General features: G+C 66.3%; 22 protein-coding genes. 8 read left to right on the forward strand and 14 right to left on the reverse strand.

Annotation, left to right across the window (positions count from 1 at the left end; translation table 11 throughout):
• Positions 1-10 precede the first annotated feature (10 nt).
• From QH290_RS10730 to QH290_RS10775, 10 genes are all read right to left on the reverse strand, one after another.
• Positions 11-451 (reverse strand): hypothetical protein, encoded by a 441-nt coding sequence (locus tag QH290_RS10730; protein ID WP_280382734.1) that lies wholly within the window; start codon positions 449-451, stop codon positions 11-13.
• A gap of 289 nt (positions 452-740) precedes the next feature.
• Entirely contained in the window at positions 741-1,025 is a 285-nt protein-coding gene (locus QH290_RS10735; RefSeq protein WP_280382735.1) for a hypothetical protein, read from the reverse strand.
• Positions 1,022-1,441 (reverse strand): hypothetical protein, encoded by a 420-nt coding sequence (locus tag QH290_RS10740; RefSeq protein ID WP_280382736.1) that lies wholly within the window; start codon positions 1,439-1,441, stop codon positions 1,022-1,024. Before QH290_RS10740 ends, QH290_RS10735 begins: the two co-directional genes overlap by 4 nt.
• Positions 1,425-1,781, reverse strand: coding sequence for a hypothetical protein (locus QH290_RS10745; protein ID WP_280382737.1), 357 nt, complete (start codon positions 1,779-1,781; stop codon positions 1,425-1,427). The genes QH290_RS10740 and QH290_RS10745 overlap by 17 nt, the downstream gene beginning before the upstream one ends.
• On the reverse strand, positions 1,781-2,038 hold the full coding sequence (locus tag QH290_RS10750) for a hypothetical protein (RefSeq protein ID WP_280382738.1): 258 nt from the start codon (positions 2,036-2,038) through the stop codon (positions 1,781-1,783). Before QH290_RS10750 ends, QH290_RS10745 begins: the two co-directional genes overlap by 1 nt.
• Positions 2,023-2,373, reverse strand: a complete 351-nt coding sequence (locus tag QH290_RS10755; RefSeq protein WP_280382739.1) for a hypothetical protein — start codon at positions 2,371-2,373, stop codon at positions 2,023-2,025. Before QH290_RS10755 ends, QH290_RS10750 begins: the two co-directional genes overlap by 16 nt.
• Entirely contained in the window at positions 2,370-2,669 is a 300-nt protein-coding gene (locus QH290_RS10760) for a hypothetical protein (RefSeq protein ID WP_280382740.1), read from the reverse strand. The genes QH290_RS10755 and QH290_RS10760 overlap by 4 nt, the downstream gene beginning before the upstream one ends.
• 134 nt (positions 2,670-2,803) lie before the next feature.
• Positions 2,804-3,655 (reverse strand): hypothetical protein, encoded by an 852-nt coding sequence (locus QH290_RS10765; protein WP_280382741.1) that lies wholly within the window; start codon positions 3,653-3,655, stop codon positions 2,804-2,806.
• Positions 3,652-3,798 carry a hypothetical protein gene (locus QH290_RS10770; RefSeq protein ID WP_280382742.1) on the reverse strand — a complete coding sequence of 49 codons (147 nt, stop codon included), beginning with the start codon at positions 3,796-3,798 and terminating at the stop codon, positions 3,652-3,654. The genes QH290_RS10765 and QH290_RS10770 overlap by 4 nt, the downstream gene beginning before the upstream one ends.
• The gene (locus tag QH290_RS10775) at positions 3,795-4,274 is read right to left on the reverse strand and encodes a hypothetical protein (RefSeq protein WP_280382743.1); all 480 of its coding nucleotides are present in this window, start codon (positions 4,272-4,274) and stop codon (positions 3,795-3,797) included. Before QH290_RS10775 ends, QH290_RS10770 begins: the two co-directional genes overlap by 4 nt.
• 359 nt (positions 4,275-4,633) lie before the next feature.
• Here QH290_RS10775 and QH290_RS10780 point away from each other — a divergent pair, with 359 nt between their 5' ends.
• The 6 genes from QH290_RS10780 (at position 4,634) to QH290_RS10805 (ending at position 12,724) form a co-directional block, all read left to right on the forward strand.
• The gene (locus QH290_RS10780) at positions 4,634-5,455 is read left to right on the forward strand and encodes a helix-turn-helix domain-containing protein (protein WP_280382744.1); all 822 of its coding nucleotides are present in this window, start codon (positions 4,634-4,636) and stop codon (positions 5,453-5,455) included.
• A 19-nt stretch (positions 5,456-5,474) separates the two neighbouring features.
• On the forward strand, positions 5,475-5,855 hold the full coding sequence (locus QH290_RS10785; protein ID WP_280382745.1) for a DUF397 domain-containing protein: 381 nt from the start codon (positions 5,475-5,477) through the stop codon (positions 5,853-5,855).
• Positions 5,856-6,010: 155 nt separating this feature from the next.
• The gene (locus QH290_RS10790; protein ID WP_280382770.1) at positions 6,011-6,751 is read left to right on the forward strand and encodes a TnsA-like heteromeric transposase endonuclease subunit; all 741 of its coding nucleotides are present in this window, start codon (positions 6,011-6,013) and stop codon (positions 6,749-6,751) included.
• A complete protein-coding gene (locus QH290_RS10795) occupies positions 6,751-8,919 on the forward strand; it encodes a Mu transposase C-terminal domain-containing protein (RefSeq protein ID WP_280382746.1) in 2,169 nt (722 codons plus the stop codon). Before QH290_RS10790 ends, QH290_RS10795 begins: the two co-directional genes overlap by 1 nt.
• Positions 8,916-10,055, forward strand: coding sequence for an ATP-binding protein (locus tag QH290_RS10800; protein ID WP_280382747.1), 1,140 nt, complete (start codon positions 8,916-8,918; stop codon positions 10,053-10,055). The genes QH290_RS10795 and QH290_RS10800 overlap by 4 nt, the downstream gene beginning before the upstream one ends.
• Positions 10,052-12,724, forward strand: a complete 2,673-nt coding sequence (locus QH290_RS10805) for a TniQ family protein (RefSeq protein WP_280382748.1) — start codon at positions 10,052-10,054, stop codon at positions 12,722-12,724. Before QH290_RS10800 ends, QH290_RS10805 begins: the two co-directional genes overlap by 4 nt.
• A gap of 40 nt (positions 12,725-12,764) precedes the next feature.
• Here QH290_RS10805 and QH290_RS10810 read toward each other — a convergent pair whose 3' ends face one another.
• A complete protein-coding gene (locus tag QH290_RS10810; RefSeq protein WP_280382749.1) occupies positions 12,765-13,745 on the reverse strand; it encodes a nitronate monooxygenase in 981 nt (326 codons plus the stop codon).
• 550 nt (positions 13,746-14,295) lie between these two features.
• Here QH290_RS10810 and QH290_RS10815 point away from each other — a divergent pair.
• Together QH290_RS10815 and QH290_RS10820 are read left to right on the forward strand one after the other, a co-directional pair.
• Positions 14,296-14,778, forward strand: a complete 483-nt coding sequence (locus QH290_RS10815) for a hypothetical protein (RefSeq protein ID WP_280382750.1) — start codon at positions 14,296-14,298, stop codon at positions 14,776-14,778.
• A gap of 53 nt (positions 14,779-14,831) precedes the next feature.
• Positions 14,832-17,267, forward strand: a complete 2,436-nt coding sequence (locus tag QH290_RS10820) for an ATP-binding protein (protein WP_280382751.1) — start codon at positions 14,832-14,834, stop codon at positions 17,265-17,267.
• A 425-nt stretch (positions 17,268-17,692) separates the two neighbouring features.
• Here QH290_RS10820 and QH290_RS10825 read toward each other — a convergent pair whose 3' ends face one another.
• Genes QH290_RS10825 through QH290_RS10835 form a run of 3 tightly spaced genes read right to left on the reverse strand, consistent with a single transcriptional unit; the run spans position 17,693 to position 21,723 of the window.
• On the reverse strand, positions 17,693-17,842 hold the full coding sequence (locus QH290_RS10825) for a hypothetical protein (RefSeq protein WP_280382752.1): 150 nt from the start codon (positions 17,840-17,842) through the stop codon (positions 17,693-17,695).
• A gap of 58 nt (positions 17,843-17,900) precedes the next feature.
• Positions 17,901-21,347, reverse strand: coding sequence for a type VII secretion-associated serine protease mycosin (gene mycP / locus QH290_RS37905; RefSeq protein WP_342213724.1), 3,447 nt, complete (start codon positions 21,345-21,347; stop codon positions 17,901-17,903).
• A gap of 10 nt (positions 21,348-21,357) precedes the next feature.
• Positions 21,358-21,723 (reverse strand): hypothetical protein, encoded by a 366-nt coding sequence (locus tag QH290_RS10835; RefSeq protein ID WP_280382753.1) that lies wholly within the window; start codon positions 21,721-21,723, stop codon positions 21,358-21,360.
• Positions 21,724-21,818: the final 95 nt, after the last annotated feature.

Here is a 21,818-nt window from a genome sequence, read left to right on the forward strand (position 1 = left end):
TGCTCCTGTGTCAAGGCGTGACTAGCGGTCCCCACCGTGGCGGCCCAGGACTCCGCACGATTCTCTCAGGAATGCGGAGTCTGGACGTGATGAATCCCCCCGGTACTTGTTCCTTCGGCAGCCGCAGCCGCCCCGCTTGCACCGCGGTCACCAGCTCGGTGAACGATTCGATACACCACGACAGTTCAGCCGCGTCTCGTTCGTGGTGTTGCGGGTCGTGCTGCCGGAGTCCGTACAGCACGTACTTCCACACCAGCCATGCCACCCACTGGCCATACGTTGACGGACTCAACGGTGCATCGACCTGGTACACGATGTTTCTGGTATGCGCGCCTGCTTCCCGGTCGATCAGCCAGACGGCCAGGTCGAGCTGTTCGTTCAACCTGGCCATATCCCGGGTGTCCTTGGGCCGCTGCTCGTGGATGTACCGCCAGGTACCGACCAGCTGCACGGTGACTCGGCCGACGAGGGTGCTCGGTTCTTCCCTCCCGGCGCACACTCGCAGGAACAGCCCGGAACCCGGCAAGGGCTGGTCCGGTGTCGCCTCCGTCGGCGGCAGGGGTGAAGGCGAAGGGCGTATCCGGAGTGAGGCTGTAGACGACGTACTCGGGTCGAGCGTCGGGCATAAGGGCACGTCCTTTCAACAAGCAATCTTGGGAAAGCGTTGGAAAAGAAAAGCTTTGACGGTTCAGTCCGGCGGTTCGCCGCACGGCAGAGGTGGACAGTCCGCCTGCACCTCGTCATCCACCGTGACGACCAGATGATGCTTTCCTGTTCCGTCGTATGTCTCGCCGGTCGGTCACCTCGAATGTGTGGCAGATGTAGGACCAGAGATTCCGGTGCTCCGGCCAGCGAAGTTGTGCATCCTCGAGGAGGATTGACTCGGCTCCGAAATTGACAGAGACGCCGCCGAGAACGTAGAGCGACAGAAGATGGATGCTGCCGTGTTCGTCGCCGCGCCACACGACCCGGGTGCCGTCCATCTCGGTGGTGTGGTTGCGGAACCTGGTGCGTTGCTTGGTCACTGGTTCACCTGCCCGTCGGGCAGGATCCAGCCCGGTGTCTCGTCCACCCAGACGGCGGGATGCGGGATGCGGCCGTCGCGGATCTCCTGCCAGATCGTTTCGCGGCGCATCCGGTGGTGTTTCTCCATCTCGCGGGTGGACGCGAAACGGATCGTCGGCGCACGCTCGAACGGCTCGAAGCTGTGGGCGCACCAGTGCTCGATGCACGGCAGCGACCAGCCGACCCGGCGACCGACCTGTATGTCCGGCGCCGGAACCCACAACAATCGGGAATTCGTGGTCCTCGCCTTGTACACGTGATCTGGATTGACGCCCGCGCGTATCGAGAGCGCCCGGACACCGAAGTAGCGCCGCACGCCGACATCGAGCGGATGCGGCTCCGCACGAGAATTGGCTCCGTTACTGGTCGCTGTCATCGACACTGATTCCCCTTTCCCGTAGGTGTTTTGCTTTCGCTCGCTTCATGAATTCCGGCATGTGTAGGTGTGTCACCGTGCCGTCGTGCCGGTCGCGGAGGTAGTCGGCTTCGAACTGAATTTCCTGCCACAGAATCGCGTCGAGTTCCGGGTACTCGTGCCGCACCTGTCCGAGCCGCGCGGGTGGATCGAACATGCGGGGCCGCCCACCCCACAGGCTCGCGGAAGCACCGTGCACGTAGATGACGTGGTCGTGCACAGTCCATGTCGCACAAGCACTCTCGTCCTCGGACCACGTGCCTTGCCGCAGCCCTTCGAGGGGGTGCGCGGCACAGCCCATCAGCCCTCGTCCTGCCCTGGGCCGTCGAGGAACTGGGACAACGTCTTGCGATGGACCTCCAGGTCGGTGGCCATCTCGTAGTTCGTGTAGGCGGCCCACAGCAGGACCGCGACGGGCGCCATGACGGCAGGGCCGCGCACCCAGGCGCCTTCGGTGAGCAGACCTCCGCCGATAGCGATCAGGAATCCGCTCACGACATACAGTGCGCGTCGGACGCGGAATGCTCGGCGCTGGTCGGCGATCACGTCAGAATCCATGAGTCGAACGGCTCCCTGTGGGTGTCGGGTTTGAGATGTCCCGCGTCGATGAGTGTTTGTCTCGCGAAACGCTGTCGTGGGCAACGGCATTCGCGATGCAGCTGCATGTCCCGGTGGGCTTGGGCGACGGTCATCGGGCCGTCCGGGGCCGTGCAGTCGACCAGAACCTGTTGGGGGACAGCGGCGTCCACGCGCCCGTGTGCACCCTGGCGGACGGTGAGTGGATGGATGTCGTCGTGGTGGTCCGCAGGCCACAGACACGCGAGCGCGACGAGGAGCACGAATGCAGCCATGAGCACAGCGGCGGCGGTGTAGACGGCGGCCCAGGTAGTCACCGGTCGACCTCCGCCGCTACTCGGGCGCGTGTCCATGTCTCCGGCGGGTACACGACTTCGACGTCCAGTCCGTCCTCGCACACTCGCGCTGGCGAGTTGTCGAGGGTGTCGAGTCCGTGCACGATCAGGATCTCGACGTCGAGACCCGCGGCGATTCCGAGCGCGTAACCGACCGGATCGTCACAATCGGTCGGCGGGCGAACGATGTACAACAGCTGGTAGCCCAGCGTGCCCGCGTGCTTTTCGATGTCGAGTGCATGCCGTGGGGCATTCAATCCCGAGATGTCTCGGCGCACGAGAGCGATCGCTTTCGGACGGCGATCGACGTTCGCGTCCGGGTCGAGGGTGCTGGTGTGCTGCTGTGTGGCTTCTGTCGGCGGTGGTCCCCCCGTGGTCTCTGAGAGGTCTTCTCGCGCAGAGGTTCTCGGCGTCACGACGCACCCCCAGCGGCGATGTGATGGGTGTGAATCAGGTGCGCCATTTCCGTCCACGTAGCCGTCAGGGGTAGCGCACACCAGGTCAACGTGCCGCCCTCACGCGGCCGGATGCGCCCGTAGCGCCCCAGCGGCATGACGGCCATCGGCAGCCCATCCTGCTCGTGCACACGCGGCTCGACGACCTCCACCACCAGCTCGTCCGATCGGGTGATCAGCAGCCGGATCGACAACTCGTTGAACGTTTCACTCGCCAGCCGATGCAGCGCCTGCGCGGTGCGGGTGTAGATCGGATACTCCCGCGAGGTCCGCTGCCGGGTGGCCTCCATCGCCTCGTCGAAGAGCGCGCCGACCACGGTGTCCACCATCGGCACCATGTCGCGCAGCCCCGCCCGCGTCAGGCTCTCGTGCACATGCAGCCGGGCGCACTCCAACCCGGCTCGCGAGACCGAGCACCGAAAACCATCGAGTTCGGTAACACTCACCGCCCGCGCCCGGCCGGCACCCCGCTCGTTTCTGCGCAGCACCACCTGGCCCTCTCGGCGATCCAGGGACCACAACCGCACCGCAGGATCCGCTGCGCACAGCCGCGCCACCAGCATCCGTCGCGGCCCCGACTCCGCATGCAGATGCAGCCGCGACGGCACCACCAGGTCACGGCACTCGCCGCGTTCGAATTCGTTGGTCAGCATCCACAACGATCCCGTCGCCGTTCCGGCATCGGAATAGGCCCGATCCAGACAGAAACCCTCGCCCTCGGCGAACGCCCGCAATCGATGCTCCGTCTCCAGCACGTCGAGCACCCACTCCTCGCGGAAGTACCCCAACATCAACGGTCGCGGATTCACAGCAGCCCCCCAACCGACAGCACTCCCAGGTGCGCCATTGCCGTCCAGGCGGCGCACAGAATGCCCGTCACGGGCGGCTTTTCGACAATCAAAGGATTCAGTTTCGCGCCGATACCGCGCGGTACTACTGACTCTGCACTCATCGCAGGGTCACCTCGCACACCTGCGCATGGGCGCGTACTGCCAGCATGTCGAGCAGAACCATGCGTGGAACCGCCATGCCGCACAGATGTCCCGGAACGGTGATCACCATGTGCGCTTCGGCGCGGCAGCACTCACACACAAGATCCACGTACGCAGGAGGCACCGCGGCCGTCTGAGGTGATTGCTCCCGGAAAACTGCAGCCAACTGGAAGCCCAGATCCCAAGCAGCCCGGATCATCTGGCGCTCAGCACGATCACCATCACCGACGAGATCCGTACGCAAATACCCATACGCCAAGGGCGGTGCAGCGTTTGTCGGAGACCTCCCCTCAGCATGATCAGCGATTTCGATCACGACCGGTTCGGTGAAAGCGAACGGGTCTGGATCCGCGGCCCGGCACCCCGCCTGATCGCGCCGCTGGTGCGTCGTCAATGCCGGGGTCGATTCGTCTGTGCTTTCCCAATCAGCAAACATCCGTCCCACCTCATGTCTCGCTGCTTCACCAGACGGCCGGTTGGTCGGGTGTACGAACTACCCGAACGCCTGATTTCCGCCGGTCACAGGGTCAAGGGCTTGTGGCCGGTAGCCGGTGGCATCGCCCCTGCCACGGGGGTTGGCCCGGATCGGACCGTCGCCCCTGGGGTGGTGATCCCCGACACATTGAAATAGTCACATGAAAATTCACGTGAAGCAATAGGCGGATTTATACGTGCGGTATCATGTGGAGAATCCCCTGGTTGTCGCGCCCGAATCCATGATCGGGCAGACTGGGCATGCTCATGAGGACCGAGACCGCAGGAGGGCACGTGGCCATTCGAGGCGACTCTGCAGCCGTGGCATATCTGGTAGGTGCCGAGCTGTCCACCAGGCGCGGCCAGGCCCGCAAGACCATCGCGGATGCAGCCAAGGCGCTCGGCTGTTCAACCGGCAAGATCCACAACATGGAGTCGGGTCGCAATCAGCAACGACCCGACGAGGTCGACACGTTGCTGCGGTTCTACGGATCAAGCCAGGTCGACATCGATAGGTTGTGCGCGTTGGCGGCATCGGCGGACGAGCGTGCCGCGTGGTGGGCGCCGTGGTCCGATGTCGTGCCCGACTGGTTGCGAACGTTCGTCGGACTCGAAGGATTGGCAACGCACGCCCACATCTACGCGCCCCAGGTACTTCCGGCCCTGGTGCAGACCTCCGGCTATAGCCTGGCGGCGACCGAAGGCACATTGCGCGTGCCAGCAGACCACAACGACCGGGTCGCCGCGTTGCGGCAAGAGCGGCAACGGCGAGTGACCGAGAGCGACGATCCGCTCGAACTCGAAGCCTTCATCGAGCAGGCCGCGCTGGAACGGCCGATCGGTCCGCCCGGAGTGATGATCGAGCAGTACCGGCATCTGCTCGAGCTCGCAGATCTCCCGAATGTCTCGTTGCGACTGCTGCTGACCAGCATCGGCCATCACGAAGCTATCGCCGGACGGTTCGTCCTGCTGGACTTCGCCGAAGCCAGCTCGATCGCGTACGTCGAGATGCGGCACGGCGCCGTCTACCTGCAGGAGTCGAAATACGTGGATGGGTACACTAAGACCGTCGAACAACTACGCGACGTTGCGCTCTCGCCGGAAGCTACAGCCGAGGCGATCAGAGAGCTCATCGATGCGTAACGCACCATTGGGAGAGACGATGTTTACCGGCGCACGACGTGCAGGCCGCAGGAAAAGTACCTACAGCGACCACGCCAACGGATGCGTAGCAGTCGACTTCCTCAGCGACTCGACCGGCAACCGGACAGCCCTGATCGAGGTAACCGACACCAAACTGGCCGACAGCCCGGCCATCCTGTTCACACCTGCCCAATGGTCCGCATGGCAGAACGAGGTCGCGTCAGACCGGCTGACCAACGCTAACGGTTGTGTCGAGGTCACCGTTACGGGAAGAACTTGGCATGTTGCCGCGGTCAATGGCTCTGCCGCCTTCGTCTTCGACGAGATCGAGTGGACAGCCTTCCGAAAAGCTGTCCTCGACAACGAGTTCGCTGCTGAAGAGGCGTTCGCAAGGGCCTGATTGTAGGGTCTCAGAACTCGTGTCGGAATCTCAGAATGAGTGTCGGTGACGTGGCGGATCCGTCATAGTTTTGAGATTCCGCTCCCGTCGCGGGCTGATTGGTGAATGATCGTCGCCAGTTAGCTTCCGCGGCAGGAGGTTTCGAGTTGTCGAGCGTGGGTGTGCCGGGCTCTCAGCGGTCGGTCGGTGTCGATGCTGTCGAGGTCGCTTTCCGGCGTGCCGATGGGTCCGAGCTGGTCCAGCCGCTGGAAGCTGTGGGGGCTGAGGTGTTGGGCGGGGCGGCTCCGTGGCGGAGGTTCCGCTGGTATCACGATCAGAAGCACTATTCGGGGTCGTATTGGTCGGCGACCGAGTCCGGGCATGTCGTCTATGAGTCGCGGCTCGAGCTGGCTCGGCTGTTGTTCGCCGATTTCGATTGCTCGGTGCGGCGGATCGTGGCGCAGCCGTTTCTGCTGCGGGCGGAGTGCGGCGGGAAGGTTCGCCGTCACGTCCCGGACTTCTTGTTGTTCACCGGATCCGGCCCGGTGGTGGTCGATGTGAAACCTGCTGCGCGGCTACAGAATCCGAAGGTCGCGTTCACGTTTGGGTGGACCGAGCAGGTGGTGACGGCTCGTGGCTGGCGATACGAGGTCTGGATCGAACCGGAGCCGGTTGAGCTGGGCAATGTCGGATTCCTCGCCGGCTACCGGCGGGCCTGGTTGTTCGAGCCGGACGTTCTCGATGGGGTGCGGGGCTCGGTAACGAGCGGGATGACTATCGCCGAGGTACTTGCTTCGATATCGACGCTTCCGCGAGCGGTGGTCCGGGCAGGACTGTTGCACCTGTTGTGGCGGCAGGAGTTCGTGGTGGATATGTCCACGCGGCTCAGGTCGGGCAGCATTCTGCAGGCGGCGTGATGGCCAGGGCGGCAACCCGATTCGGTGTCGGTACTCGGTTGATCTATGACGGCGAGGCTGTCGAGGTCGTGGAGATGATCCTCACGCCGGTCGGCAATGAGGTTGTCCTGCGGTCGCAGTCGGCGGAGCGGTCGGTGCGCCGTGTGTCGGTGCGCGAGTTGCTCACCTCCGACAGTGTCCGGGTGGTCCCGGTCGAGGACGGCCCGGCAGGCACCGACGACGAGGCGTTGGCAAGCGCTGTTCTGGACAACTTGAGCGACGCCGAACGGTGTCGTTTGCTCGAGCGGGCCGCGCATGTCCGGGAAGTGCTGACCGGCTACAAGTCCGGCGCCGCCGAGCTGGCCGCGGCGGAAGAGCCACGGGCCGAATACGATCCGGCGTTGCCGTCGACTACCCGGTACGAGGCGAAAGCGATCGAGCTGGGGGTCAGTGTCCGGACGGTGGAGCGCTGGGTCGCCGACTATCGCAGGGCCGGCGAAGCGGGCTTGGTGGAGAGCAGGTCCACGGGCCGGAATTCGTTCGGCAGCACCGACTCCCGCTGGGCCGAGACTGCGCTGGAGGTGATGGCCGAGCACACCGAACAGTCCCGGCCGTCGCGGACGTTGGTGATCGAGCGGACCAACGCGCGGGTGACCGGACGGTTCGGTGCGGGGGTGGTGGAGTTGCCGTCGCGGGCGACGGCGTTCCGGATTCTGGAGGAGCTGGAGCGGCGGAATCCGTTGTTCCGGTTGAGCACCAAGCGAAATCGGGATATCGCGGGGCGTCCGGACGGGGTTTACGGGAAGCTGCGCCCGACACGGCCGGGTGAGTATCTGCTGATGGACACCACCAGGCTGGATGTGTTTGCGCTGGATCCGGTGACGTTGCGGTGGATGCAGGCCGAGCTCACGGTGTCGATGGACTGGTACTCGCGCTGCATCTGCGGGATCCGGATCACGCCGGTGTCGACGAAGTCGGTGGACGCGGCGGCGACGCTGTTCCAGGCGTTCCGGCCCCGCCCGGCCGGCGCGGAGTGGCCGCGCCATGCGGTCTGGCCCGAGCACGGTATTCCGCGGTCGGTGCTGGTCGATGTCGATGCGATCGAGGGCCCACTGCGCGGGGCGGCGAATCCGGCGGTGGTGCCGGAGACGATCGTGATCGATCACGGCAAGATCTATGTCTCGGAGCATCTGACCAGCGTGTGTCAGCGGATGGGGATCTCGATCCAACCGGCCAGGCTGCGAACGGGTCGTGACAAGGGCCCGGTCGAGCGGTTCTTCCGCACCCTGCGCGAGGATCTACTCCAGGCGCTGCCCGGTTACAAGGGTCCCGATGTTCATTCGCGGGGGCTGGATCCGGAATCGGAGGCGTTCTTTTATCTGGATGAGCTGGAGGCGATCATCCGGGAATGGGTGGCGACGGTTTACCACTGCCGCCCCCATGACGGCCTGGTCGACCCGCAGGTCGAAGGGCTGCGGTTTTCACCTGCGGCGATGTTCGAGCACGGCATGGCCCGCGCCGGCTACATCGAGGTCCCGAGGGATCCGGACCTGGCCTACGAGTTCCTCAAGGTCGAGTGGCGCACCATCCAGCACTACGGTGTCGAGTTCGGCGGACGCCGCTACAACGGTGATGCTCTCGACGGGCTGCGCGGCAAGCTCAGCCCCTACGCCGGAGCCAAAGCCAAACGCCGCTGGCCGATCCACTACGACCCCGACGACATCACCCGCGCTTGGTTCAGAAATCCCGATACCGGGTGGCGGGCGCTGCGCTGGGAACACGCCCCGGTCGCGGACATGCCATTCAGCGAGGACGCCCTCAAGTTCGCCCGCCAGCTGGCCGCGGCGAAATATACCTACCCCGACGACCGGCTCGCGGTCGCGGACCTGCTGGAACGTTGGAACCTCGGCTTGGGTTCGTCGGTGGTCGAGCGCCGCATGGCGTTGCGGCTGTCGCGCGAAGCGGCCACCTTCGACGGCACTTCCACCGCCGACGAGGTGAGCACGCTGCCATCGGTGGCGAAGATCCTGGCCCGCACCGCCGGAGCCGCTGAGAGTGCCGCGCCCGCGCCGCCGCCGGAGTCCGAACCCGAAGGTGGTGACGCCGACGATACTGACGACGAATTCGACTACGGCAGAGACGATTTCGATGACGAGGACTTCTACGCCGACGCCCTGGAGGATGTGTGAGCGCCCGGCCCGGCACCGAGAATTCATCAGCGCCGACGCCATCGGCGCCGCGGCTGGACAATCTCACCTTGTCCCGCAAGGAGGGCTGGCGCCGGTTCTGTGACACCCCGGCCCGGATTCGGCCGGAGTCGTTGACGCGTCGGCAACTGGAAGCGTTGGGCGAGAACGCGTTCGAAGACCACAACCGGCAGCGGCGCGAATGGCACGCCAACCTCGGTCCGTTGATGACGCCGCAGATGGAGGCGTTGCACGAGGACTTGTGGGACATTGTGGACAGCAACTGCCAGGACGGCGACAAGGCCAAGGGCGCGGTCGCGGTCGATGCCTTCCCGGGCCTGGGCAAGACCACCGCGGTGCTGGCGTTCGCCAAGAAATTCCATCGCCGCGAGGTCGCCGTGCTCGGAGAGGAAACCGACGCCGGACACGAGCGTTGGCCGGTCTGCCGGGTCGGGTTGACCGGCAATACCGGTATGCGTGAATTGAACCGGGCGATGCTGGAGTTCTACGGCCACCCGGGGGTCAACCGCGGCACGGCCGCCGAGTTCGCCCACCGCGCCCTGGACTGCGTATTGTCTTGCGGCACAACCATAATCGTGGTCGATGACCTGCACTTTCTGCGATGGAACCACCGCAGCGGGGTCGAGATCAGCAACCACTTCAAATACATCGCCAACGAATTCCCGGTCACCCTGGTGTTCGTCGGGGTCGGGCTGGCTGCGAAAGGCTTGTTCTCCGAGGGCACCGACTATCACGACGCGGTGCTCGCCCAGACCGGGCGGCGCGCCACTGCGCTGGATATGCCCGGGTTCACCGTCGACACCGACACCGGCCGCAGACAGTGGCGCAAGCTGTTGCTCGGCATCGAGCAACGCGTCGTGCTGGCCGACAAGCACCCCGGGATGATCGCCGACGACCTGTCGGACTACCTGTTCGCCCGCTCCACCGGCCATATCGGATCGTTGATGACCCTGATCAATCGCGGTTGCCAAAGAGCGGTCCGCACCGGCGCCGAGAAGCTCGATATCGCGCTGCTCGACCAGGTGAAAAACGACGCCGCCGCGGAGAAGGGCCGCCAGGAACTGGAAGCCGCGATCACGGCCCGCAAGGTCACCACCCGGCTGCGGAAGACCGGTTGAGCGCCCGGACGCTGCCGATCCGGGTGGAGCCGCTGCCCGGCGAAGCGATCGACTCCTGGCTCGAAGCCCTCGCCGCCCGCCACCGCGCCAGCTGGCAAGACATGCTCGACGCTGTCGGGCTCACCCAGCCCAGATCTACGGTGACCGCCTGGATCGCCCGGCCAACGCCGCACGAGATGACCACGCTGACCACCGCGACCACCTGCGACCCTGCCGACATCGCGGCGGCCACGCTGGACCGCTACCACGGCACCGCGTTGCGGATCGACCCCGTCACCCGCAAACTGAGTGCCTTCCCCTGGAGCCCGGTCAGCTCGTCGCGGTTCTGCCCGCAATGTCTTGCCGAGACCGGTGGCCGCTGGCAGCTGCGCTGGCGCCTGGCCTGGTCGTTCGCCTGCCTGCGCCACCACCGGCTGCTCGCCGACACCTGCCCGGTCTGCCGGCATCGTCAACGCCGCCTTCCCCTGCCCGGCCTCGCGGTCCCCGCGCCCGGCCGTTGCGCCAGCCCACTGCCCGGCGCGGTCGGCATCGCCCCCGCCCGCTGCGGCGCCGACCTGACCGGAGCCGACACGGGTCACCTCGACACCGATCACCCAGCCCTGCACGCCCAGCGCCGGATCGACAACATCATCGACACCGGCACCGCTGCGTTCGGCGTCTACGCCACCGCACCCATGCCGGGCGAAACGGCACTGACCGACCTCAGAATTGTCGCTGACCGCGTCCTCACCTACGCCAGCCCGGAATCGCTGGCCGAGGTGATCCCACCCGACCTGCTCGACGCGCACTCCCAGGCCACCCATCGAGCCGACACCCACAGGCCCGGCCGCGCCTTACCGGCCGCGCCCACGGCAGCCGTTGCCGTCACCGCAGCCCTCGCCGCCCTGGGCGCGCCCGACGCCCACCGAGGCGGTGACGCCCTGCGCTGGCTGATCACCGAGACACGCGACTACCGAGGAAAAACCCACTCCGCCACCAAGACCAACGCCTCCACCCTGCGGCGAACCGGCGCCAGCCCCGTGCTGGACGCGGTCCAGCTGTCCGCCCTCGCCCCGTCGATGAACCCCGGCGACCAGCTGCGCTACCGCATCGCCGATGTCTTTCCCCAGCGCCCGGACAGCCGACCGGCCAGAATCACCGCGCTCGCTCGCAACCTCCCGACGCTGCTCTGGCCGGTCTGGTCACTGCGGCTGGCGATGCCACGCCCTCAGCAACGACAACTCCGGCCCGGACTCTCGGTCGCGCTGCTGATCGTCGGGACGATGCTGCCGATCGCCGACGCGGCCCAGATGCTCGGCGGTGTCACCGACAACGGCCGCACCATCCGGGCGTTGAAACTGCTCGCCGACTGCGGCCACTGGGACGACGTCCGGCGGTCGCTCACTCTGATGAGCGACTACCTCGCCGACGTCGGCGCACCTATCGACTACCAGCGCCGCCGCAGCCTCGACTACACCGGCCTGCTACCCGAGCACACCTGGCAGCGGATCTGCCGCGACATCGGCGCGGTCGCCCTCAACAGCGCCACCGCCAAACGCGCCCGCTGCTACCTGTTCGAACGCCTGAGCGGCCTGCCCAACGATGCCAGCCCCACCGCCGTCAACAACAAGCACTTCCATACCCGCACAGCCGATTTCGTCCGCCGGCTCACACCGCAACTGGCCCGCGCCCTCGACGACCACGCCCTCGAATTCCTCACCACCCACGGCATCGATGACGAACCACCCAGCTGGCAGCCGCCCACCCACCTGCTGCACGGACTGTCACTGCCCGGCGCCGACCCCGCCGACATCGATATCACCCACCTGCACCGCCTGATCCGCCACGAAGAACACACCCCGGGTCGAGCAGCAGAAATACTCGGCACCACCCTCGACACAGTCCGGCACCTCCTGGAGATCCACCCCGCCCCGCTCTCCGCCGACACCGCAGCGAACCGATCCGCCTACCTCACCGCGAAAGCGGCCCTGCCCCCAGGCAAACTCGGCGACCTCTACCTGCACCAGCGCCTCAGCACCGCCGAGATCGGCACACGAATCGGCGTCGACGCCACCGTCATCGCGCTGCTCGCCCGCGACTACCACATACCGCTGCGCACCCCCGGACGACAACGCATCACCCACGTCGACCGAGATTGGCTCCACGAGCAATACATCACCCTGGGCCGCCCCATGGAACACCTCGCCCACGAAACCGGCATGACCTCGGGCACCCTGGCTAAATGGGCTGAGCGCTACAACATTCCCCTCCGACGCCAACCCCGCCGACCCCCCTTCCACGACCGCCCGAACCACCCCACCGCGGCCGACCTCGCAGCATCACCGATCCTATTGCGGCAGGCCCTCATCAAGACCGACAGCGGTCGCCTCAACGACTTCGTCATCGCCTGCAGATACGACAGCCTCCTGTCAGCCGCCAGAACCATCGGCCGCCACCCCGTCACGATCAGAAGAAGAATTTACAAACTCGAACGAGACCTCGGCGGCGCACTCCTGGACCGCGCCCGCGCGAACCGGGCCATGACACTCACACCACTCGGCCAAGCCGTCCTGAACGCGATCAATGAGATCGGGGCCACCAACGACGAAGATGACACAATCACCCGTCCCACCACCACCGAAACGATTCACACCAACAGCAGACCGAGGAAATTGTCCTCTGCCAGCTGATCTGACGCGCTGCCACCATTCTGGCGCGACTGTGAGGTTCCTACCCGGCCAACTCGGCGACTGCTTGTTCAGCGGGAATCACACCGTCGATCCGCAGCACGGACTCACCGGCATACAGTGCGGCCCGATCGACCCACTGCGCGGGCATCCCTTCCAGCTGCGCTGCCGGACTGAACAATGGAATCGCGGGGCGCTGCATCCGCAGCACCGATCCTTCGCTGTTCTCGGGCGCCCAACGGGCCAGCGGGCCACTGAGTGCATTGATCAGCGCCGGAAGCCGACGCGCCGCCCCGTCTGGGCGGCACCAGCGATCGGTGACCGAGTTGGGCACCACCCGGTGCCGGGCAGGCCAACCCAACCCGAACACGGTTGTCTCCAGCGTCGTGCGGGCGGCGAGGATTCGCTCCTGGTATTCGCGGTGAGCACTGGACTCTTCGGTGAGGACGAAGCGAGTCCCGGCCACCACCCCGGCCGCACCGGCAGCCAGCGCGGCGGCGGTGTCAGCACCCGTCGCCACACCTCCGGCCAGAAACACCGGCCGCTCCTGCGCAATAGCTAGCGCTCGCGGCAGAAACTCCAGGGCCGCAACAGTTCCCACCAAATGCCCGCCCGCTTCGCGGCCCTGAGCGATCAGACCGTCCGCACCCCATCCCATTGCCTGACGAGCTTGGTTCTCGGTTCCGACCATCACCAGCACGAACACGCCAGCCTCGCGAAGCTCACGCACCAGCGCGGCGTCTCCGCCGAATGCAACCACCACGACATCGACACCGACTTCGACACAGGCTGCGACATGGTGACGACGCGCAAACTGCATCAACAGATTGACCGCCACACACCGACCGGGAGCCTCGTCCCGCACCCGGCCGATCGCGGCCCGCAACGGGGTCGGTGGCATCAAACCGATCGTCCCGAGCCCACCCGCGCCCGCAACAGCAGCGGCCAACCGACCGCCCGCGATGCCAGGCATGCCCGCCTGCGCAACCGGAACATCCAACCGAAACCTGTCCAGAACATCCACAAGCCCGACCCTAATCGCTTGGGCCGCAACCCGACCGGACAACATTTCGCGTTTGCCATCCGGCGACGATCCGAACCAAGACCTGTCCAATACATGACACGGCAAGAGCGTCAACCGACGCCAGGCCGACCGGCACCAGGACAGAAATGCCACCGAAACGAGACAACCACCTCTGGCCACCACCTGAGACAAGCCAGAAATCACCAGGTCAGGAGGATCGCATCCGCCACGAATTTTGGGACCCTACATGACTTGTAGGGTCTCAAAACTCGTGGCGGAATCTCAGAAAGTTTGGCGGTGACGTGGCGGACCTGCCACAGTTCTGAGATTGCGAACTCCCGCTGGCAGATGGCTCGGCCACCGCGCGGGTGACCGAAGGAACCCCGCCGACTGCCCTGTAAGTAGCCGATGAGCGAGTGGTGTTACGGACAGCGAGTTGCCGGAAGTGTCGTTTCAGACCGGTTGTTATGGTTCGGTCGAATCTCTTGCGCCGGGTGGTTCCTGCTTGGTTGAGTGATACGGATCCCCTATCGCGCCGGGGTGGCTTCGAGTGCGGGAGGTCGGTGGGGTGGAGCCGGTGACGATGGTGGTGGCCGCGGTGGCTGCCGGTGCGGCGGCGGGATTGACGGGCACGGCCGAGCGGGCGGTCACTGATGCGTATCAGGCATTGAAGAGGCTGATCACCGGCCGGTATCGGTCGGTGGATGTGGAGGTCGTGGAACGGCAGCCGCAGTCGACTGCACGTCGGGCGGTGCTGGTCGAGGAACTCGCACAGGCCGGCGCCGGAGACGACGAGGAACTGCTGACCGCGGCAGGGCAGGTGCTGGTGGCAGTGCAGCACCACGCGCCGCAGGTCGCCGAGACGGTCGGTGTGCGGTTGCGGGAGATCCGCGCCGGTCAGCTGGAGATCACCGATGTCACCGCTGCCACGGGTGCCGGAGTGATCGCCGAGAACATTTCCGTGGAAGGTTCGTTCAGGATCAGCGGGATACGGGCGGACGGGCGATCGCCGCACCCTCCAGCGGCGCAGTAGGGGTAGACCGGGGTACTGCTGCGCCACCAGAACCCGCGATCGTCATCACTGGTGTGAAGGTCGGTCGGGATCTCACTGTCCACTACTCGGTCGTCCAGCCGTCGCCGCGTCCTGTGGTGACCAGCACGCTGCGCCGGGACGTGGCGTCCTTCGTCGGACGCGACACCGAGCTGCAGCGAATCGTGGACGCGGCCGGGCCGGGGCAGGTGGTGTCGATCCATACCATCGACGGCATGCCCGGAGTCGGCAAGACCGCCCTGGTCACCCGCGCCGCCCACGAGTTGGCGACCGAATTCCCCGACGGACGGTATTTCGTCGAGCTGCACGCCCATACGCCGGGACAGACTGCCGCGGATCCCGCCGACGTGCTCGCCAGGCTGCTCACCGGTCTCGGTGTCGATCCCCGGTCCCTGCCCGCCACCCTGGAGGGGCGCCGGGATTTGTGGCTGGACCGCGTGAATGGCAAACGGATACTGCTGGTCCTCGACGACGCGCGTGACCACGCGCAGGTCGAACCATTGCTGCCTGCGGGCGGCGGCTGTCTGACGCTGGTCACCAGCCGGCGTCGCCTGGTCGCACTCGATGGCGCCGTTGCGGTGCCGCTGGACGTGCTGGCCCCCGATGCCGCCGTCGAATTGTTCCTCGCCCTCGCTCACCGCACCCCCACAGAGACAGACTCGATTGCGGTCGCCGAGGTCGTCCGGCGCTGCGGGTTCCTGCCGTTGGCGATCGTGCTGCTGGCCGGCCGGTGGGCGCAGCGCCCGGCCTGGACCATCGCCATGCTGGCGGGCGAGTTCGCCGCCACCGCGGACCGGCTCGGTGAACTCGAGGCCGGACCACGGGCGGTGCGAGTCGCGTTCACCATGTCCTACCAAGACCTACCCCCTCAACGGCAACGCCTGTTCCGGTGTCTGGGCCTGCATCCGGGGTCCGATACCGACATGCACACGGCCGCTGCGCTGGCCGGTGTCCCCGTCGCGGCGGCGCAGACCGAGTTGGAGGCGCTCTACACCGACCATCTCGTCGAGGAAACCCAGCCCGGCCGCTACCGACAACACGACCTACTCCGCACCTACGCCCGCACCCTGGCCGACACCGACCTGACCGACACCAACCGTCGAGCGGTGGATCGGCTGTTGGACTACTACCAGGCCACGGCCGCCGCGGCCGACCGACACCTGGCCCGCCGCACACGACCCACTGCCCGCCCCAGCACCCACACCGTCACCTCACTGCCGGACGCTGCGGTGCCGGAATTCCGCGACGAGATGCAGGCGCTGGCGTGGATGCGCACCGAACGCGCCAACCTGCTCGCCTGCCTCAAACACACCACCACCTCCCAGCCTTCACGATCGATCGGCCTGGCCGACATCCTCGCCGGCCTGCTCGAACGCGACGGACCATGGCCACAGGCATCCGATCTCCACCAGCGCGCCCTGGACACTGCCCACCACCTCGGCGCCGATCACCTCAGCGAAGCCAACACCCTCACCAACCTCGGCATCATGCGCCAGTTGACCGGGAACTTTGCCGACGCTGCCGACCTCCACCGGCAGGCGCTGGCCCTCTACCGCGAACTCGGCAACCGACTGGGCCAGGCCAACGCGCTCGGCAACCTCGGCATCGTGCACCAGCGCACCGGAGACCACACCGACGCCGCCGACCTGCAACAACAAGCACTGGGCCTCTACCGCGAACTCGGCGACCGACTGGGGCAAGCCGGCGCCCTCGACCATCTCGGCCTTGTCCGCAGACTAACCGGGGACTACGCCGACGCCGCCGACCTCCATCAACAAGCACTGGCCCTCTACCGCGAACTCGGCAACCGCCGCGGCCAAGCCGACACCCTCACCAACCTCGGCCTCGTGCACATGTGGACCGGGAACCACGCCGAGGCCGCCAGCCTCCACCGACAAGCGGTGGCCCTCTTCCGTGAACTCGGAAACCGGCTCGGCCAAGCCAACACTCTCGGCAACCTCGGTGTCGTGCACCAACTGACCGGAGATTACGCCGAGGCCGCCGACCTCCAGCAGCAGGCGCTGACCCTCTTCCGCGAACTCGGCAACCGACTGGGCCAGGCCAACACCCTCGGCAACCTCGCCGTCGTGCGCCGATCGGCTGGAGCCTATGCCGACGCTACGGACCTGCTCGGGCAGGCACTGCCCCTCTTCCGTGAGCTCGGCGACCGCCGCGGCGAAGCCGAGACGCTCAACGAAGTCGGACAACTGCTGCTCGAGACCGGTGAGCGACGCGACGCACTCCTACAGTTCACCGACGCGCTCGCGTTGGCACGCACGATCCGCAACCAACTCGAACAGGCTCGTGCACTGGAAGGAGCAGCCCGGTGCCGAGTCGGGCTCGACGACACGGCCACCGCCATCACCGAACTACGAGAGGCGGTCGAGATCTACCAGCGCATCGATGCACCCCAGACCGGCCCCGCCGCCGAATACCTCGCCACACTGACACCTGACCCCCCGCCACACTGACAACCAAAGCCGGCTGGCCGAGGTCCATACCTTGTACCCAAGATACGTGTGCTCACACTCAGCCCGATCCGAAGAGTGAAACACCCTGTCCGCCAAGAATTTTGGGCCAGAGGCCGACAGCATCTCCGGCCGGTCGCCACCGCCGAAGGCGGCGATACCGGGCCTGTACCCGCCAGTCACACAGCTCGACGACTCCGCGGTCTCGAAACCGGAAGACCACCGCCGCGCCACCGGATACGCCAGCGAGATCGATCGACCGCGACGCATAGCATCCGGAAATGCCGATGATCGGGTGGTTGGATTGGCAGGCAGACGATGCAAAGAAGGGGCATTGGACGGCGAGTCCACGAAAGCCTGCAGGTTCAGCCGGTCATCACACGACAAGCTGACTCCTGTCCACCTATGACATTTGCCGGGCGAAGCGGTCACGATTCGGCGCAGACGAAGAGGACAACGCCTCCGTGGAACGGATCGCTCACCAAGGACTGCCTGCGAGTTCGGTCGCCGATCTCCCGCACGATCCGCACCGTACTTTCGCGGAACTCCGAATTGAACTTGCGTCTGTTCTCCGCCACCTGCCTATGCTCTTCGGTCCGGCCTCCACGATATGAGGGGAATCGCATCCGAGGTTGCTCAGCGACTTGGTGAGGTCGGGTTCGAACGCGGCCGGGTTCGCCGCGGCCAGCGGCCGACAGATCGTGATGGCGTCCTTGGTGGAAGCCAACGCCTTCTCCTGCGGATCCAGGTTCGCGCTATAGCGATCAGCAACGCGACGAGACAGGTGAGCGCGCCGATGATCGCGACCCGCCGGGTCAGCGGGTTCTGCGAACCGACGGATGGCGCTGGCGTCTGGACCGCATTCACCCCTGGGTCGTCCGGCCGATTCGGTAGCTGGGCGGTGAGCGCGGCGAGCGGATCGATTAGCCCGAAGCCGACCCGCTCGTCGCGCCCGGAACCCGGCGCGTGTGCCGTGCGAGTGATCCGGTCGATCACCTCGCGCGCGGTGAGCGACGGGAAGCGGGACCGGACGAGCGCCGCGAGCCCCGCTACGTACGCGCTGGCGAAACTTGTGCTTTGGATCGAGCCGACCCCGGCCGCTGTCTGCACCCCGTTGACCAGTCCTGTGCTGCCCGGTGCACTGTCCAGTGAGACGATTCCCTCACCCGGCGCCGCGACACCGACCCACGGGCCGCTCAGTGAGAAGTGTGACGGGCTCCCGTCCGGGTCGACCGACGCAACCGACAGCACGTACGGCACGAACCAGGCCGGGCTCGCGACGGTCTGTACCGTCGACCATCCCGGCACGGAGACGTCGGGATTGTGGTTCTGTATCCTGCAGCTCGAGCGGGACTCCGCGTTGCTGGCCGACGAGCTAAAGCGGGACTCCACGTTGCTGGCCGCCGCGACGACCACCACGTTGTGGTCGTAGGCGTATTTCACCGACGCCCCGAGGGCGGCGTCTCCGATGTCGGTTCCGCCTGCGGCGCAGGCGTTTACGGCAATGTTGATGACGGTCGCACCCAGGTCAACTGCATGCACAACGGCCGACGCCAGCGTCCGCACGCTGCCGTAGCCTGAGCCTGCGATCGAGCCCGGCTCCGGCTCATCACTGCTGTCCTTGCGCTCGTAGGCGAGGCTGAGCTGGCGAATGCTCAATACCGTGGCGTCGGGAGCGACACCGGAGAACGCATCGTCCGCACTCGGCTGGGCCGCGACGATTCCCGCGACGAGAGTGCCGTGGCCGTCGCAGTCCTCGGTGCCATCGGAGTTCGAGACATAATCGCCACCGGGTTGTAAGCCCGGCAGCCGCGGATGCCGGTTCACCCCAGTGTCGATGATCGCCACTTTCTGGCCGGCGCCGCGGCTGAACTGCCAGGCGGCGGGCAGGTTGAGCATTCGTTGCGCGGGCGGCGGCTCGCGCAGGTTGGCACCATCGAACACCGGCTGCGCGCATAACGTCCGCTGCTCGGTGGCCTCTGGCGGAGCCGCCTGCGCGTCCTTGACCAACGCAGCGTCGTCTACGACCGGCGGGACTGTCCTCCCGAACGTGATGAAGGTGATGAGCGCGCGTCCGCCGCGGACCGTTGTGGTCGCAGTCTGCCGGAACACCTTGGTCCGACCGCCGCGTTCGCGCTCGGTGATCTCCACCGCGTAGTGGTCTTCGCCGAGCATGCTGATAGCTATGACGTGAGTGGCCCCGTCCGGAATCGCATCGATGCCGGCCTGAATCTCCGACGCCGACCCGATGTTCGCTTCGGGTGCCACCAGAGAGTGCGCCTTCTCCCCGCTGCGTTCGCCATAAATGGCGGACTCGAACTGCATGATCACTTCGCGGGATAGTGCAGCGTTGCGTTCGCGGGTCGTATTCTGGTTCGCCCGGTACACGATGACAGTGGCCGTGCTCAACACCACGACAAGCACCAAGAACGCGACAAAGGCCCGCCCGCGGCGCACGCGACGACGTTGCGCTCGGGTGCTGGCCCGAAGGAATTCGCGTTCTCGTCCGCTCAATGGCGGGTGGCGGGTCGTGTTGTCGGCGATGCGGCGGGATGTCTTGATGGCGGCGTCCAGCACGTTACCGGAATAGAGATACGCCTGGTCATGGGCGTGGCTGGCCCATTCGGCCGCCGTGACGCGGAGTCGGGTCAGCACCGCACGGTCTTGATGTGTTTCAGCGAGCCAGGTGTCACGCAGCAGCGGCCAGGCGGTGAGCAGCACTTCGTGGCTGATCTCGACAGTTTCCGCGGCGATGGTGAGCAGACGCTCGGCTGCGAACGCTTCGAGGACGGCGTCGATATCGCGTGCGTCGGCTTCGGTTCTGTTGCGGGTCAGCTCGCTGCGCTCGGCTCGGTCGGCGGTGTCAGCGCCGTCGCTGGTGGTGGCGGTCAGGCGGGTAAAGATCTGGCGGGCAAGGTCTTGTTGCGAGGGCGTGAGTCGGTCGTAAGTGTGTTGCGCGCTGTCGGCGACGGCGCGTTCGATGCCCCCAGTGCGCTCGTAGTCGGCGAGAACGAGAACGTCGCCGGTGCGGTGGCGCCAGGCTTGGTCCAAGGCGTGCGACAGCAGCGGCAGTACTCCGGTGCCCGCGATCGGTCCGTCCGGATCCGATCTGCGGGTCCGTATCTCGCGCAGCAGCGTCTCGACGAGGTCTGCATCGACGCGTGAACCGCTCTTCCTGGGTGGCTCGGTGATCGCCAGCCGCAGCTGTTGTTCGGTCATGGCGGTCACCAGGTAGCGACTCTGCACCGCGTCGGTCAGCTCGGGATAGTCCGCGCAGCGAGCCTCGAAGTCGGCGCGTACCACAAGCACCACGAGCGCGGGTGCGGTGCCGTGCGACCTAGGGTTGGTCGCGGCGGCATGCAGGGCCTCAACGAAACCGCGCCGCTGAGCCCCATCCGAACATTGGGTGAATGTCTGCTCGAACTGGTCGACGATCAGCAACAGCCGTCGAGGTCGGTCCTGGTCCTGTTCGGCGACGTCAACCGGCGACTCGCCCGGTAGGGCCAATGCGGCTTGAGCCGCAGTCAGCGCGAACCGCGTGGGGTCCTCATCCAGCATGTACCGAACGGAGCCGGCGTCGGCACCCGCCAACGACCCGACGCGCACGGCGAGTTCGTCGAGCGGCTCATGGCCCGGTGTGAGGACCAGGCACGGCCACGATGCCGACCCGGCAACTGGCGTCAACCCGGCCCCCCGGAAGCGGGGGATCACCCCGGCGCGCAGCAACGAGGTCTTCCCCGCGCCCGACACCCCGGAGACCACCAGCAAGCCAGGACCGTCGGCACAGCGGGCCATCCGCTCCAGTAACTCGGCCGTGGCGTGTTCCCTGCCGAAGAAGAACGCCGCGTCGCGCTCGCCGAACGAGCCCAGCCCTCGATACGGGGATTCGATCTCGCCGTGCGCGTCTACCAGCGGCGGCGGTGCGACTCCGTCTGTCCAGGTCCCGTGATAGTGGTAGTTGATCTGGGTGTTGTCGGACCCGACCTGTACCCCCATGGCACCCTTGGCATCGATCGTGACCTCACCGTCCGGACCCGCTGCCCCCGCACCCGCGGCCCCACCACGTTCCCGATCGGCGTCCATTTCGCCGTGCTTACCCGAAGGTATTCGTCTGCGTGTTGCGCTCGCCGACCTGAACGCCTTTAGCGTGGCGGAGGTCTATTCGGGTTGCTGTGCCATCGGGGCGCAGGTGCGTAAGGAGCACCTCGGCGGCCGCCCGCAGTTCCCGGTCGTCGTTCAATCCCGCCGCGGCCAGTGCCGCCTGCAGATCGACAGTATTGCTGCCGGGGGCCGCCTCGTTCAATTCGACTGCCGCGATTGTGTCGCTATCGTCGGCGTGGCGGCGGATGCGGTCGCGCAGCGCTGCATAGGCGTCTCTGACCGTCGCAGACGCGGCGTCCTGACCCCCCGCCGCAGCGCCGGCAACCAACGCCGTGGCGATTATCGTCAGTGGATCCATGCGCATCCCCCGTGTGACGAGCTTGTGTGGTCAACAGACTACTGGAAATCCTCTGAGGGAGGAATGTCGAAAGCCGCCGCGCACGGGATTTGCGC

The sequence above is a fragment of the Nocardia wallacei genome (assembly GCF_029869545.1).
In the GTDB taxonomy this organism is placed as follows: domain Bacteria; phylum Actinomycetota; class Actinomycetes; order Mycobacteriales; family Mycobacteriaceae; genus Nocardia; species Nocardia wallacei_A.

What these genes read in the sequence shown, in the direction of transcription:
- QH290_RS10740 (WP_280382736.1), bottom strand. Translation starts at nt 1,441, where the DNA reads ATGACAGCGACCAGTAACGGAGCCAATTCTCGTGCGGAGCCGCATCCG.
- QH290_RS10745 (WP_280382737.1), bottom strand. Translation starts at nt 1,781, where the DNA reads ATGGGCTGTGCCGCGCACCCCCTCGAAGGGCTGCGGCAAGGCACGTGG.
- QH290_RS10750 (WP_280382738.1), bottom strand. Translation starts at nt 2,038, where the DNA reads ATGGATTCTGACGTGATCGCCGACCAGCGCCGAGCATTCCGCGTCCGA.
- QH290_RS10770 (WP_280382742.1), bottom strand. Translation starts at nt 3,798, where the DNA reads ATGAGTGCAGAGTCAGTAGTACCGCGCGGTATCGGCGCGAAACTGAAT.
- QH290_RS10775 (WP_280382743.1), bottom strand. Translation starts at nt 4,274, where the DNA reads ATGTTTGCTGATTGGGAAAGCACAGACGAATCGACCCCGGCATTGACG.
- QH290_RS10785 (WP_280382745.1), top strand. Translation starts at nt 5,475, where the DNA reads ATGTTTACCGGCGCACGACGTGCAGGCCGCAGGAAAAGTACCTACAGC.
- QH290_RS10795 (WP_280382746.1), top strand. Translation starts at nt 6,751, where the DNA reads ATGGCCAGGGCGGCAACCCGATTCGGTGTCGGTACTCGGTTGATCTAT.
- mycP (WP_342213724.1), bottom strand. Translation starts at nt 21,347, where the DNA reads ATGGACGCCGATCGGGAACGTGGTGGGGCCGCGGGTGCGGGGGCAGCG.
- QH290_RS10835 (WP_280382753.1), bottom strand. Translation starts at nt 21,723, where the DNA reads ATGGATCCACTGACGATAATCGCCACGGCGTTGGTTGCCGGCGCTGCG.